The sequence below is a fragment of the Celeribacter arenosi genome (genome assembly GCF_039539485.1).
In the GTDB taxonomy this organism is placed as follows: Bacteria; Pseudomonadota; Alphaproteobacteria; order Rhodobacterales; family Rhodobacteraceae; genus Celeribacter; species Celeribacter arenosi.
Genome location: NZ_BAABDF010000002.1, coordinates 41,237 through 54,632, shown reverse-complemented (window position 1 = coordinate 54,632; position 13,396 = coordinate 41,237). Strand labels below are relative to the sequence as shown.

Annotated in this window: 12 protein-coding genes; 6 read left to right on the top strand and 6 right to left on the bottom strand. The window is 59.9% G+C overall.

Annotated features, from left to right (window positions below; genetic code table 11):
* The first annotated feature begins 36 nt into the window (after window positions 1-36).
* Window positions 37-1,218 (top strand): MFS transporter, encoded by a 1,182-nt coding sequence (locus tag ABD815_RS01740; protein WP_344842614.1) that lies wholly within the window; start codon window positions 37-39, stop codon window positions 1,216-1,218.
* Window positions 1,219-1,412: 194 nt separating this feature from the next.
* Here ABD815_RS01740 and ABD815_RS01735 read toward each other — a convergent pair whose 3' ends face one another.
* The 3 genes from ABD815_RS01735 to ABD815_RS01725 all read right to left on the bottom strand — a co-directional run bounded on the left by ABD815_RS01735 (window position 1,413) and on the right by ABD815_RS01725 (window position 4,353).
* Window positions 1,413-2,192, bottom strand: a complete 780-nt coding sequence (locus ABD815_RS01735; protein ID WP_344842612.1) for an ATP-binding cassette domain-containing protein — start codon at window positions 2,190-2,192, stop codon at window positions 1,413-1,415.
* 1 nt (window position 2,193) lies between these two features.
* Entirely contained in the window at window positions 2,194-3,306 is a 1,113-nt protein-coding gene (locus tag ABD815_RS01730; protein ID WP_344842610.1) for an ABC transporter permease, read from the bottom strand.
* A gap of 96 nt (window positions 3,307-3,402) precedes the next feature.
* Complete coding sequence (locus ABD815_RS01725; RefSeq protein ID WP_425549831.1) at window positions 3,403-4,353, bottom strand: sugar ABC transporter substrate-binding protein; 951 nt, start codon at window positions 4,351-4,353, stop codon at window positions 3,403-3,405.
* Between the two features lie 197 nt (window positions 4,354-4,550).
* Here ABD815_RS01725 and ABD815_RS01720 point away from each other — a divergent pair, with 197 nt between their 5' ends.
* The gene (locus ABD815_RS01720) at window positions 4,551-5,552 is read left to right on the top strand and encodes a LacI family DNA-binding transcriptional regulator (protein WP_344842606.1); all 1,002 of its coding nucleotides are present in this window, start codon (window positions 4,551-4,553) and stop codon (window positions 5,550-5,552) included.
* Between the two features lie 7 nt (window positions 5,553-5,559).
* Here the strand turns inward: ABD815_RS01720 and ABD815_RS01715 are convergent, their stop codons facing one another.
* Genes ABD815_RS01715 through ABD815_RS01705 form a run of 3 tightly spaced genes read right to left on the bottom strand, consistent with a single transcriptional unit; the run spans window position 5,560 to window position 8,712 of the window.
* Window positions 5,560-6,693 carry a Gfo/Idh/MocA family protein gene (locus ABD815_RS01715; protein WP_344842603.1) on the bottom strand — a complete coding sequence of 378 codons (1,134 nt, stop codon included), beginning with the start codon at window positions 6,691-6,693 and terminating at the stop codon, window positions 5,560-5,562.
* Window positions 6,694-6,704: 11 nt separating this feature from the next.
* The gene (locus tag ABD815_RS01710; protein ID WP_344842600.1) at window positions 6,705-7,595 is read right to left on the bottom strand and encodes a TIM barrel protein; all 891 of its coding nucleotides are present in this window, start codon (window positions 7,593-7,595) and stop codon (window positions 6,705-6,707) included.
* A 13-nt stretch (window positions 7,596-7,608) separates the two neighbouring features.
* Window positions 7,609-8,712, bottom strand: a complete 1,104-nt coding sequence (locus ABD815_RS01705) for a Gfo/Idh/MocA family protein (RefSeq protein WP_344842598.1) — start codon at window positions 8,710-8,712, stop codon at window positions 7,609-7,611.
* Between the two features lie 123 nt (window positions 8,713-8,835).
* Between ABD815_RS01705 and iolD the strand changes: the two genes are divergently transcribed.
* From iolD to ABD815_RS01685, 4 genes are read left to right on the top strand one after another with little or no spacing between them, the layout of a single operon-like run.
* Window positions 8,836-10,689 (top strand): 3D-(3,5/4)-trihydroxycyclohexane-1,2-dione acylhydrolase (decyclizing), encoded by a 1,854-nt coding sequence (gene iolD / locus ABD815_RS01700; RefSeq protein ID WP_344842595.1) that lies wholly within the window; start codon window positions 8,836-8,838, stop codon window positions 10,687-10,689.
* Complete coding sequence (locus ABD815_RS01695) at window positions 10,689-11,528, top strand: phytanoyl-CoA dioxygenase family protein (RefSeq protein WP_344842592.1); 840 nt, start codon at window positions 10,689-10,691, stop codon at window positions 11,526-11,528. The genes iolD and ABD815_RS01695 overlap by 1 nt, the downstream gene beginning before the upstream one ends.
* Entirely contained in the window at window positions 11,525-12,511 is a 987-nt protein-coding gene (iolC, locus tag ABD815_RS01690) for a 5-dehydro-2-deoxygluconokinase (RefSeq protein ID WP_344842589.1), read from the top strand. Before ABD815_RS01695 ends, iolC begins: the two co-directional genes overlap by 4 nt.
* A gap of 11 nt (window positions 12,512-12,522) precedes the next feature.
* Window positions 12,523-13,371, top strand: a complete 849-nt coding sequence (locus ABD815_RS01685) for a 5-deoxy-glucuronate isomerase (RefSeq protein ID WP_344842587.1) — start codon at window positions 12,523-12,525, stop codon at window positions 13,369-13,371.
* Window positions 13,372-13,396 lie beyond the last annotated feature (25 nt).

The window sequence follows — 13,396 nt, the reverse complement described above, 5'->3', positions numbered from 1 at the left end:
ATACGGCGTCGACATCAAATTTACTGGAGAAAACCGATGCCACTTGCCCTTTGGGCGCTGACCATCAGCGCTTTCGCCGTCGGAACGACCGAGTTCGTTATCGTCGGCTTGCTTCCCACCATCGCCGCCGATCTGGGCGTCTCTATCCCTTCCGCTGGCCTTTTGGTCAGTCTTTACGCCCTTGGCGTGACCATTGGCGCGCCGGTGCTGACCGCCATGGCCGACCGTTTGCCGCGTAAGACACTGTTGCTGCTCTTGCTGGGGCTGTTCATCCTCGGCAACGGGTATGCCGCCTTCGCGCCGGATTACGGCAGCCTTGTCGCTGCGCGCTTTATTACCGGTCTCGCTCACGGCGTGTTCTTTGCCATCGCCTCGACCATCGCGACCGATCTTGTGGAGCCCGAAAAGGAAAGCTCCGCCATAGCGCTGGTGTTCCTTGGCCTGACAGTCGCGCTGGTGACGGGTGTGCCTTTGGGGACCTTCATTGGCCAGAACTTCGGCTGGCAGTCGACCTTCCTTGGCGTTGTCGCGCTTGGCGTGATCGGGTTCATCGCGTCTTCCATTCTGGTGCCCGCCAATCTGACCAAGGCTGCGTCAGCGGGGATCAAAGCCCAATTGCAGGTACTGACCTCGCCACGGCTTCTGCTGGTCTATCTGATCACGGCAATTGGCTATGGTGGCAACTTCATCGCCTTTACCTTCCTTGCGCCGATGCTGAACCAAGTCACAGGTCTGTCTGCGAGTGCGGTTAGCCTTGTGCTGTTGCTCTACGGTGCATCTGTCGCCGTGGGGAACATCGCGGGCGGCAAACTGGCCGACCGCATCGGTGCAGTGGCGTCCCTGACCGTGATCTTTGCTGGCCTTGCCATCTCACTGGTCGCACTTGGCGCGTTCCTCACCAGCCCGATTGCAGCCATTGCGGTTGCGGCCTTCTGGGGCGGTTTTGCCTTCGCCAACGTGCCACCGCTGCAGTCTTACGTCGTGCAAATCGCACGCGAAGTCTCGCCGGGTGCGGTTGATGTGGCGTCCGGTTTGAACATCGGTGCGTTCAATCTTGGCATTGCCGGGGGTGCATGGGCCGGGGGGCTTGTGGTGGAAAGCATCGGCCTTGCCGCTGCGCCCTACATCGCCGCTGGTGTGGTGGGTGTCGGGATTGTTCTGGTGCGCCTGTCAGGCCGACTGAATACATCAGCACCCCGCGCTGTTGCTGCTGAATAACCTCACTTGCCCCGTCTCATTCCGGTGCGGCGGGGCAAGACACTCAACTGGAGGTGTGTCTCATGTCTGCCCTGAACCTTATTTACAAAGATCGCATGACTTTTGGCATTTGTAGATCACGAGAGCTCGAAATAGTTCGCGTTCACTGACATGCTCTACTGCCGTCCGCACCCCGGCTCCTTTAGCATGTCGTTCTACACGGTGCCCCCAAGGCTACCCTCGAGGGTCGCCAGCTCTTGCCCGCCTGCCATCAAATCTTGCAGTTCTTCAGGCGTTATTTCTCCCTTCATCGCTGTCCCAAGGGTCTTGCCGCGATTGAGAACCGTGAAACGGTCCCCCACCGCCAGCGAGTGGCGCACGTTGTGTGTGATGAACACAACGGCAATACCTTGCTTGCGGACTTTGTCGATGGTTGCAAGAACGTTCGAGGTCTGGCGCACACCCAGCGCTGAGGTCGGCTCGTCCAAAATCAGCACTTTCGCACCGAAATGCACCGCGCGGGCAATGGCTACCGTCTGACGTTCACCGCCGGACAAAGTGCCCACCGCTTGGTCCGGCCCACGCAGGTTGATGCCCATCGTCTTCATCTCTTGCATGGCCACCATGTTGGCGTGTTCATGGTCGAACAACTTGATTGGTCCGAACTTCTTGATCGGCTCATTGCCCATGAAGAAATTTCGCGCCACGCTCATCAATGGGATCATGCCCAGATGCTGGTGCACTGTCGCAATCCCCGCCGCAATCGCATCGCGAGGGTCATTGAAATCGAGCGGATTACCCTCGAAGATGATCTCTCCGGCAGTGGGTTTAAGCACCCCGGACATTGTCTTGATGAAGGTCGACTTGCCTGCGCCGTTGTCGCCCAGCAGACAGTGACACTCGCCCGGAAACACGTCGACCGATACACCCGCCAGAGCAATCACTCTGCCGAAATGTTTTTCGATGTTCTTCATTTGGATAATTGGATCGGCCATATCAACGTTCCCCCGTAATGATGCGACGGATGTAGGTGTTCAGGATCACGGCAGCCAAAAGGATAACGCCGAGGAACACGCGGAAAAGCGAGCTTTCGACGCCGGCAAAGAACAGACCTTGCTGTACCACGCCAAAGATCAACGCACCCAAAGCCGCGCCGATGACCGACCCGTAGCCGCCGGTCAGCAAGGCACCCCCGATGACCACCGCGATGATTGCCTCGAATTCCTTGAGCAATCCACGATCCGCGCCAGCAGAGCCAAACTCCATCACCTGACACACGGCAAAGACCGTGGCGCAGAAGGCGGTGAACATGAACATCTGGATCTTCACTGCGTTGACCGGAACACCAGAGTTACGCGCCGCATCTGCATCCCCGCCAGCGGCGAAAATCCAGTTGCCAAAGCGTGTGCGCGTCAACAGCCAATGTCCGAAAATGACCAAGCCCAGCGCCCAGATGATCAGCATCGGAATGCCATCGACCACCGGTTCGCCCGCGCGGTTGCCCCTCTCGAAGGTAGAGATAATTCCGGCATTTCCAAGCCAGGTAAAGATCGGCCCGCCGATCTTGGCGCCGAATATGGATGCGAGCCAATCACCCTCTGCGGCCTCTCGGATACCCCCAATGATGGTTTTGCGCTCAATTGTCTGGGGAATGAAAATGGTGAACCCGCGCAGGATGAACAAGGTTGCCAAGGTTACAATGAACGACGGCAACCCCGTCTTGACGACGATGTATCCGTTCAACGCTCCGCAGGCGGTACAGATCACAAAGGTCACGATGATCGCCATCCACATGGGCCACCCTAAGGTGACGCCGAAAATCGCGATCATCATGCCCGCAAAGCCGATCATCGACCCCACTGACAGATCAAACTCGCCCGCAATCATCAGCAGGCAGGCGCCCACGGCGATAATCATGAATTGTGCTGAGACGACAGACCAGTTCAGCACACCCTGCGCGTTGAACATGCCGCTGTCGAAAGCAAACAGAAAAAAGAAAACGAAGACTGCAACGGTCCCCACGATGCCGCCCAGTTCGGGGCGGATCAACGCTTTTCGGAAACCGGATATTTCCTTGACGCGCTCGTCGGTTTGACTGGCCTCAGACATGGCCGACCTCCTTGGATCGATGAGTGATTTGGATCGAAAAAGGGCGGCCACGGCTCAGGCCATGGCCGCCCCTCTTAGCGGTATCGCAGTGCGATCCTAGCGGAATTCACCCGCGAATTCTTCAACCTTCTCAAGGCCGTCGGCAGTCACGAAGCCGGGGCCAGAGTTGATGTTGTTGCCAGGCAGAACGCCGTAGCGGTCATAGTTGGCCAGAACAACAACCGGCAGGTAGGCCTGCAGGAACGGTTGCTGGTCGATGCCCCAGTTGATGGTGCCCGCCTTGATGCCGTTCACGATCTCTTCGCCAAGGTCAAAGGTGCCAAAGTAGATGTCGCCAGCCATGCCGTTTTCGTCCAGCGCGAGCAGGGTCGGGTCCGCAGAGGTCGGCCCAAGCGTCAGGATGGCGTCGGTTTCAGGGTTGGCAGACAAATAGGCGAGAACGCGGTTCTTGATCTCTGCAGGGTCCTGACCTGAATCGATCATTTGATTGCCCAGATCAACACCCAGACCATCGGCAAAGCCTTGGCAACGCTCGGTGGAGGACGGCGAGGAAATGTAGTGGTTCACACATAGAAACGACCCCACGCCGTCGCGTGCTGCCCGCTGGCCCGCAGCCAGACCGGCATCATACTCGGGCTGGCCAACATACATCAGCGCGCCAACTTCGGCCGCCTGTGCAGGGGTGCCGGAGTTCATGATGATCACGTCAACGCCCTGGTCGACAGCCGCCATGATAGGCCCCTTGAGAACGTCAAAGTCAGCCAGTGTGGTGATGATACCATCGGGCTGGGATGCAGCTGCCTGCTCGATAATCCGCGCCATATCGGCAAGGTCACCGGTAGGCGGGTTGCGGTATTCAACGGTCACGCCCATCTGTTCGCCGGCCAGTGCCACGCCGTTCTTGACGGTGTTCCACCAGCTGTCGCTGTCGGGTGCGTGGCTGACCAGAACGTAGGTCAGGTTATCGCCATGCCCGTCCGCAGAGGCGGTTGTCGCAGCCGCAAAAGGCGCTGCGGCAATCGCTGCTGTCGCAAGCAGTTTGCTCATCGTATTCATGTTTTTCCTCCCAAGGAACTTAAATTCCAGCCTCTAAAGAGAGGACTCAGCCCCTCCTCCGTACAGATCAAAGCATGAGTCGGATTTTTTTGCAACCGGTTGCAAAATTTTCCGTAAAAATTCATACTGCGTCCAAAGCAAATACCTTGTAACTACACCAAAACCGGTCCCAATTTTAAAGCTGCGCCATGCCAATCACCCTCAAAGATGTCGCCAACCGCGCCGGTGTTTCGACCTCGGCGGTATCACGCACATTCACCGACGGGGCTTCGGTGTCGGAAAAAATGCGCCGCAAGGTAGAAAAAGCCGCCGCTGATCTTGGCTATTCGCCCAATGCGCTGGCCTCGTCGCTCACCACGGGGCGCACCAAGCTGATCGGCCTTGTGTCTAACAACTTCCACAACCCGATCTTTCTTGAGGTCTTCGACCTGCTGACCCGCAAATTGCAGGATAGAGGGCTGCGCCCCCTCCTGCTAAACCTGACGGGGGAAATAGATGCCAGAACCGCCGTGCGCATGTTGCAGCAATACTCGGTCGACGGGGCGATCATTGCCTCCTCCACCCTGTCCCCTGAATTCTCCAAATCGTTCCGCGATGCCGGCGTGCCGGTGGTTAACTCCTTCGGGCGGTTTTCCACGTCGCCAGAAGTCCACGTGGTGGGCGTCGACAACTCCGAATGTGGGCGTATGGCGGCGCGCACGTTGGTGGAACGGAGCTACCGCAAAGTCGCTTTCCTAGGCGGGCCCGAGGCCGCAACCTCCACCCAAGACCGCTTTCGCGGCTTCTTTCAGGAGCTCGCCAAACACCCTGACGTCGCCCATTCCCACAGTTTCGCTGAGGCTTATTCCTTCGACGCAGGACGCGCCGAAATGCAACGCCTTATCGCGGCGGGCAACATGGCAGAGGCTTATTTCTGCGGCGACGATGTCCTGTCAATCGGGGCGCTTTCCGCGGTGGCCGACGCGGGGCTGAACGTGCCCCGCGATGTTGGCATCATCGGCTTCAATGACATGAAAATGGCGCGCTGGGAAAACATCAACCTCACCACGATCAGCCAGCCGATTGACCAGATCCTGCAATCATCGGTCGATCTGATGGTCTCGATGCTCGAGGACCCTGACCGCTCTCCCGAGGTCCGCCTGTTCCCTTGCAAACTTGTTGAACGCGGCACGTTGCGAGCCGCGCCCTAGCCCGCCTCTAGCGATACATTGGCGGGCGCGCATCCACCCATGCGCCGCGGTCCGCAGCCGACACCACCGCCTGATGCACCGCCGCCATGGACCGCAGCCCGTCTTCGGCCAAAGGCAAACCATCGCGCAGCTCGCCGCGAATGCTGGCCGCCAGATCGACATAGATATTGGCCACTGCCAGCGGGAATCCTTCGGGGTGGGCAATGGCCACACGGCTCATCCGGCCTGCCTCATGGCTTAGGCCTCCTTCGCCCTTTTCCATGATCTGCGTGCGCCCGCCGACGGGGGTATAATACACTTGGTTCGGCTCTTCTGACCGCCAACGCATGCCGCCCGTCTCCCCGAACACCTGAATGTCGAACCCGTGCTGGCGGCCAATCGCAACCGAGCTGGTCCAAAGCCGCCCAACGGTGCCGCCCTCCATCCGGAAGTTCACCATCGCGTCGTCTTCCAACTCGCGGCTGGGAATGGTCGAGGCGAAATCCGCGCTCAATTCGCGCACCTGGTCGCCTACAATAAAGCTCGCCATGTGCAGCGCGTGGATACCGCAATCGGCAAACTGCCCCGACACGCCCGCCATGGCCGGATCATAGCGCCAGCGCACCCGCGGATTGTCCGCATCCGTCGCATCACCGTGGTGTCCGTGGCTGAAATTCGTCACCACCAGACGTACTTTGCCAATCTGCCCCGTGCGCACCATCTCGCGCATCTCGCGCACCATCGGATAGGCGGAATAGCAATAGTTCACCGCGCAAATCTTGCCCGAGGCTGCGGCGATCTTTACGATCTCCTCGCCCTCTTCGACGGTCATCGTCATCGGCTTTTCGCACAGCACGTTGAACCCCGCCTCAAGGAAGGCCTTGGTGATCTCGAAGTGGGTGGAATTGGGCGTCGCCACGGTGACGAGATCAACGCGATCCTCGCGCGCAGACTCGCCCGACAGCATCTCGCGCCAGTCGCCATAGGCGCGATCCGCCGCCACGCCCAAACGTTGCGCATACGCGCGCCCCGCGTCTGCATTGTGATCCAGCGCACCTGCCGCGAGCACAAAGTTGCCGTCCGCCTGCGCGCCCAAACGGTGCGCGGGCCCGATCTGGCTGCCTTCACCGCCGCCGATCATGCCCCAATTCAATCGCTTCATGTGATATCTCCTTAGAAACCGATGCTTTGCAAATACTCGCGGTTCGCTTTGGCGTCTTCCATCGGCGTGCCCGGCATGCTGGGATCACAGTCCTGTTCAACCGTGCACCAGCCCTCAAATCCTGCATCCAGAAGCACCTGTCGCACGGTCGGGAAATCCACATCGCCCTGTCCCAGATTACAGAAAATACCCTGTCCGCAGGCGGTGTAGAAATCCGTGCGGTTGGCCACGACATCGGCCTTCACTTTCGGGTCGATGTCTTTGAAATGCATATAGGAAATCCGGCTCACGTGCTTTTTCATGAAAGCCACCGGATCAAAGCCCGCATAGGAATGGTGGCCGGTGTCGAAACAGATTTTCAGGATGCTCTCGTCCACCTCATCCAGCAGGCGTTCCAGTTCGGGTTCGAAGTCCATGAACCCCGCCGCATGGGCATGAATGCCCACGGTCAGCCCGTACTCTTGCGCCCCCATCTTGGCGACGGTCGCGATGCGATCACGAAAGGCGGCCCATTCGGCCGCGTCCATCTGCTCGGCTTCCGCCGCACGCCCCGCCGTCGGCGCACGGCGTGGTGATATTGAATCAATCAAAACAAGGTGTTGCGCCCCATGGGCCACAAGCGCCTCGCAGGTGCGAACAGAGGCATCCATCACATCGTCCCACTTGCCCGCATCATGAAACGCACGGAAAATCACGCCGCCAATGATGTTCAGATCGTTCTTTTGCAGCTCGTCGCGCAGCACCGCAGGGTCCTCTGGCATATAGCCAATCGGCCCCAGTTCGATCCCCTTATACCCCGCCTGCGCGCACTGTTGCAGCACCGATTGCCAGCTGGGGTAGGACGGGTCGGATGCAAATTCGATGCCCCAGGAACAGGGCGCATTGCCGATACGGATAGTCATGGATCTTGGTCCTTTAGAAGTCGTTGACGTTACGCCAGGCCTTCGCGTCCGAGGACGCATGGGCCGCAGCAATCACTTGGTTTACCGCCATCCCGTCGCGGAAGGTCGGCCAGATATTCTGCCCTGTTTCAATCGCTTGCAGGAAGTCGCGCGCCTCGATGATAATCTGGTCCTGATAGCCGGTGCCATGCCCCGGCCCTTGGCAAAAGGGTTCGTAATCGGGGTGCGCGGGGCCAGTCAGGATTTTGGTGAACCCGCGCTGCGCCTCTGGTCCTGACATCTTGTAGAGGTGGATCGCGTTCTGGTCTTCGCCGTCAAAACGGATCGCCCCCTTGGACCCTGTCACCTCATAGGCATAGCCCATCTTGCGGCCTGTCGCGACGCGGCTGGCATAGATCGACCCAAGCACCCCGCTCTCGAACCGGCACAGCATATGCGCGTGATCGTCGTTGGTGACTTTGCCTCCAGGACGGTCGTGATAGACGGTCTCGACCTCGGCCAGCAGGCTCTGGATAGGGCCCATCAGCCGCAGCGCGCAGTTGACCGGATGCGGAGCGAGGTCGCCCATGGTGCCATTGGGCAGACCCGATGTGCGCCACGTCGCGGGGGCGTCCGGGTCGGCCAGAAAATCCTCGGTATGTTCGCCACGAAAACCGATGATCTCACCAATCTCACCACACTCGATCAGCTGGCGCGCGAATTGGCTGGCGGGTGTGCGGATGTAGTTAAAGCCGGTCATGTTGATCGCACCTGCGGCCTCGGCCGCGGCCACCATAGCGCGGCTGTCGTCCACATCTGTGCCCAACGGCTTTTCACAAAAGACAGGCTTTCCCGCGGCAAACGCCGCCTCTGCCACGTCGCGGTGCAAGGCTTGCGGCGCAGCGATCACCACCGCCTCCACCTTTGGGTCACAGACCAGCACGCGCCAGTCTTCTGTCGCGCGCGCGAACCCGAACGCCGCGCGATACCTTTCCGCCGACGCCGCCGAGGACGCACAGACCATCTCCAATCGGGGACGCAGCGCAGTGTTGAACACCGCGCCCACAGCAGCCATAGCCACCGCATGCGCTTTGCCCATATAGCCGCCACCGACGATTCCGATTCCGATATCGGCCATTTGCCCCCCCTTGAATTCGGCTTGCGGAAAATTGTTTGCAACCGGTTGCAAAATTTGTATCCTTGGATTCGAAATCACGCAAGCGTCAAAAAAGGCGCCCTGCGATTTGGAGGAGCTTTCGCGATGAGCGATCAGACCATTCGCCTGACCACCGCGCAGGCGATTATCCGCTATCTGGACAACCAGTTTATCAAGATCGACGGCGAAGAGCTGCGCGTCTGTGGCGGTGGCTTTGGCATCTTCGGACATGGCAATGTCACCTGCCTGGGCGAGGCTCTCTATAACGTGCAAGATACCCTCCCGCTTTATCGCGGGCAGAACGAACAAAGCATGGGGTTTGCGGCTGCGGCCTACGCCAAACAATGGCTGCGCCAGCGGTTCATGTTTTGCACCGCAAGCGCGGGGCCGGGCACCGCGAACCTGCTGACTTCTGCCGCGCTGGCCCATGCCAACCGCCTACCCGTGTTGATGCTGTGCGGGGATGCCTTTCTCACCCGCCTGCCCGATCCGGTGCTGCAACAGCTCGAACACTTCGGCAATCCGACGTTGGGCGTGAACGACGCCTTCAAGGCAGTCAGCCGCTACTGGGATCGCATCACGCACCCCGCGCAAATCATCCAGTCGCTGCCCGCTGCCCTTGCCACCATGCTGGACCCCGCCGATTGCGGCCCTGCCTTCATCGCCCTGCCACAAGACGTGCAGGGCTGGGCCTATGACTACCCCGAGGCCTTTTTCGACAAGAAGGTGCACCGCATCCGCAAGCAGGCCCCCGACATGCAAGACGTCGTCGACGCCTACGCCCTGCTGCAAACCGCCAAACGCCCGATGATCATCGCGGGCGGCGGCGTGCAATATTCCGGTGCGGTGGCCGAACTGACCGCCTTTGCCGAAGAATCCGGCATTCCTGTCGTCGAAACTATCGCGGGCCGCGCCAACATGTTGTCCGACCACCCGCTCAACATCGGGCCAATCGGCGTAACAGGTTCCAACAGCGCCAATGCCATCGCCGAACAGGCCGACGTCATTTTGGCGGTGGGCACACGCCTGCAGGATTTCACAACCGGGTCTTGGACAGCCTTTGCCAAGGACGCCAAAATCATCGGCATCAACGTGGGCCGCCACGACGCGATGAAGCACATGTCGCTGCCTGTCGTTGGTGACGCCGCGATTTGTCTGGCCTCCCTCACAGGCGACTACAAGGCCCCGACCGAATGGACATCATTCGCCCAAGCCGAACGCGCCAAATGGGACGCCTATGTCGCCGGGAACGTGAAACCGGGCAACCGCCCCAACAGCTATGCCCAAGCCATCGGCGTGGTGAATGAGCTGTGTGATCCACGCGACCGGATCGTCGCCGCCGCGGGCGGCTTACCCGCCGAAGTCACTGCCAACTGGCGCACGTTGGACATCGGCACGGTCGATGTCGAATTCGGCTTCAGCTGCATGGGCTACGAGATCGCCGGCGGCTGGGGCGCGCGCATCGCGCAAAGCCAACGTGAACCCGACAAGGACACCATCGTTTTCACAGGCGACGGCTCATACCTGCTGATGAACTCGGACATCTATTCCTCCGTTCTGACGGGCAAAAAGCTGATCATCCTGGTGCTGGACAACGGCGGTTTTGCCGTCATCAACAAGCTGCAAAACAACACCGGCAACGAAAGCTTCAACAACCTGATCGCCGACACGCCCACGGCCACGCCGTTCGCAGTGGATTTCGAAGCCCACGCCGCGGCCATGGGGGCCAATGCCGAAACCGTCGCCAATGCGGCTGAGCTCGCCGAGGCGTTCAAGCGCGCCAAAGCCGCCGACAAGACCTCGGTCATCGTTATGAACGTCGACGCCTACGAGGGCTGGACGACCGAAGGCCACGCTTGGTGGGAAGTCGGAACGCCCGAAGTCTCCGACAGCAACAAGGTGCGCGATGCCCACACAGACTTGGAATCTACCCGCCCCAAACAGCGCAAAGGTCTGTAATGAAAGCCTTTACCGCACAGACTGCCGATCCAGATGCGGTCGTCGATGAACTCCTTCACGGCGGCGGGGCCGTCAAGATCTCGGGCTTGTTCACGGCAGAGCAGATTGCCGAGGCCCGCGCGATCATTATGGAGCATTCGGAAAACGACGCCAACAAAGCGACCCATTTCCAAGGGGCCGCAGAAGCCGACGGCAAGATTGCCCTGCAACGACGCGTCTGGAACCTGCTGGCCAAGGGCGACGTGTTTTCCGCCATGGCCGCACATCCGGTGCTGATGGATATCCTGCGAAAATTTCTGGGCACGGAATTCATTATGGGCTCCATCGCGGCCAATCGCATTCTGCCCGGCGGACCCGGCCAAGAACCCCACGTGGACTATCCCTACTGGGACTTTCACAGCCCCGAAACGCATCCGGTCGGCCTGAACGGCTCTTTCCCGATGAATGCGCAGGTCTCTGTCATCCTTGATCCTTTTACCGAACAAAGCGGTGCAACGGCCTACGTGCCCGGATCGCAGCGTGAATTGCGTTATCCGACTGAAGCCGATGACTTCCATGGGCGGGCCGAACGGATGCTGGGGAACCCAGGCGATGTCGCCCTCTTCTATGGCGTGACTTGGCACTGCGCGATGCCCAACACCTCCGACCACGACCGCAACGCGGTGTTGATCCAGTATCTGCCCAAATGGGTGAAACCCATGGAGGACATGCCCGCCGCTCTGCCACAATCCTTCATCGACAGGGCCAGCCCTGACATGCGTCAGCTATTAGGCCTGAACTACCCCTACCCCGAAGTCCTCGACGCCGCGAAAGCCGGCAACGCCGAGGGCCGCACATGAACGCGTTAGAGGGCATCAAGGGCGGCAAGTTTATCGTCGTGGGCCGTGTCGGGATGGACCTTTCCCCCACCGACCGCGCGCAGACAGAAAAGGCCACGGAAATGATGGTCGCCATGGGCGGATCCTCTGCCAATATCGCGGCAGGTTTGGTCAAACTGGGGCTTCAGGCCGATCTTGTCACTTGCGTCAGCGATGATGCGGTCGGGCGTTACTGTCTGAACCAATTGGACAACTACAGCGTGGGCCGCGCACATGTGCGCACCATTCAGGGCGAAGAGCGCACCTCGCTCGCGGTCTATGAAACCCGCGTCGAGGACCACCAATCGGTGATCTATCGCAACAACGCCGCCGATTTCCAGATGTCCCTCAAGGACGTCGAAACAGTCGATTACAGCCAGTTCACCGCCCTCATCACGGCAGGCACCGTCTTCGCTGTCGAACCCAGCCGCACGGCGGCCTTCCGCGCGTTCGAACTAGCGAAAGAGGCGAACCTGCCGATCATCTTCGACGTCGATTACCGCCCCTATTCATGGCCGTCCCCGCAGGTCGCTGCAGAAGTTCTTTCCCGCGCTGGCGACATGTCGGACGTGATCGTGGGCAATGATGAAGAGTTCGGTTTTATGGCCGGCGGCATAGACAAAGGGCTGGCCAAGGCCCGCGCGCTTGCCAGCAAATCTGCCGACATCGTCGTTTACAAATTGGGCCAGCACGGCGCGATCACCTTTTCGGGTGGTGCCGAAATTCCCACCGGCATCTTCCCTGTCGAGGCCGTCAAACCCACCGGCGCGGGCGACAGCTTTATGGCTGGTTTCATGGCGGCCCTCTCGCAGGGGCGCGACCTGAAACAGGCGATCCTGCGCGGCTCTGCTTGCGCCTCCATCGTGGTGGCACAGCCCGGCTGCGCTCCTGCCATGCCCGACACCGACCAACTCGAAACCTTTCTGCTCGACCATCCGGGGCCAACGCCCGGCCCAACCCAATAAGGACCAAGCCCATGCACATCGCTCCACATGACAACCAGAACAAACCGATCGTGGATGTGGACGATCCGACGGTCCCGCTGAACTACTTCAACATCGTCAAACTCAAGGCGGGTGAGGCGTTCAATTATCAGGTGCCAGGCTATGAAACCTGCATCGTACCGGCCACCGGAACCGTCGCTGTCGAGGTCGAGGGTTTGACCTACACCGACCTAGGCGGGCGAGGCGTTGATGTCTGGGATGGTGAGCCGCAGGGCGTTTACATCCCCTCGGGTGCCAAGGCGACGATCATCGCTACCACCGACACCGAAACCTTCATCGCAGGCGCGAAATACGACAAGGTGCTTGATCCGTTCGACGTGCGCCAACATGACTTCGTGCAGTACGGTTCGGACGACACAAAAACCCATCGATGCATCAAACATATCTTGGGCCAGAAGCAGCACGACAAAGTCGGCCGACTGCTGGTCTCCGAACTATTTACTGTTGGCCAAGGCGGCTGGTCGGGCTTTCCCGCTCACAAACATGACACCGACCGGCGCGATGACGCGGGCGAACTGATCGAGACCAAACACGACGAAACCTACAATTTCCGTTTCCGCCCCAACCACGGGTCGGCCGTGCAGATCATCCAGCACGAAGACGGCGTGCCCGGCGACGCCCATCAACTGATGGACCGCTCTACGATCTTGCTGGGGTCGGGCTATCATCCTTGCGTCGTGATGCCGGGCTACGAGATGTACTACTTCACCATCCTCGGTGGCGCGACCCAGCGCAGCTTGGTGCAGTTCTTCCAGCCGACCCACGCCTATCAGGTCGAAACCATTCCCGGAATCAAAGACATGGTCGCGAAGTTCAAATAACGTCGCGCCCCTTTCACCAGGCCAA

Bases quoted from the DNA above. Each gene is read 5' to 3' on its own strand.
- ABD815_RS01685 (WP_344842587.1), top strand. From the start codon at position 12,523: ATGCACATCGCTCCACATGACAACCAGAACAAACCGATCGTGGATGTG.
- ABD815_RS01730 (WP_344842610.1), bottom strand. From the start codon at position 3,306: ATGTCTGAGGCCAGTCAAACCGACGAGCGCGTCAAGGAAATATCCGGT.
- ABD815_RS01710 (WP_344842600.1), bottom strand. From the start codon at position 7,595: ATGACTATCCGTATCGGCAATGCGCCCTGTTCCTGGGGCATCGAATTT.
- ABD815_RS01735 (WP_344842612.1), bottom strand. From the start codon at position 2,192: ATGGCCGATCCAATTATCCAAATGAAGAACATCGAAAAACATTTCGGC.
- ABD815_RS01715 (WP_344842603.1), bottom strand. From the start codon at position 6,693: ATGAAGCGATTGAATTGGGGCATGATCGGCGGCGGTGAAGGCAGCCAG.
- iolD (WP_344842595.1), top strand. From the start codon at position 8,836: ATGAGCGATCAGACCATTCGCCTGACCACCGCGCAGGCGATTATCCGC.
- ABD815_RS01720 (WP_344842606.1), top strand. From the start codon at position 4,551: ATGCCAATCACCCTCAAAGATGTCGCCAACCGCGCCGGTGTTTCGACC.
- ABD815_RS01695 (WP_344842592.1), top strand. From the start codon at position 10,689: ATGAAAGCCTTTACCGCACAGACTGCCGATCCAGATGCGGTCGTCGAT.
- iolC (WP_344842589.1), top strand. From the start codon at position 11,525: ATGAACGCGTTAGAGGGCATCAAGGGCGGCAAGTTTATCGTCGTGGGC.
- ABD815_RS01740 (WP_344842614.1), top strand. From the start codon at position 37: ATGCCACTTGCCCTTTGGGCGCTGACCATCAGCGCTTTCGCCGTCGGA.
- ABD815_RS01705 (WP_344842598.1), bottom strand. From the start codon at position 8,712: ATGGCCGATATCGGAATCGGAATCGTCGGTGGCGGCTATATGGGCAAA.
- ABD815_RS01725 (WP_425549831.1), bottom strand. From the start codon at position 4,353: ATGAGCAAACTGCTTGCGACAGCAGCGATTGCCGCAGCGCCTTTTGCG.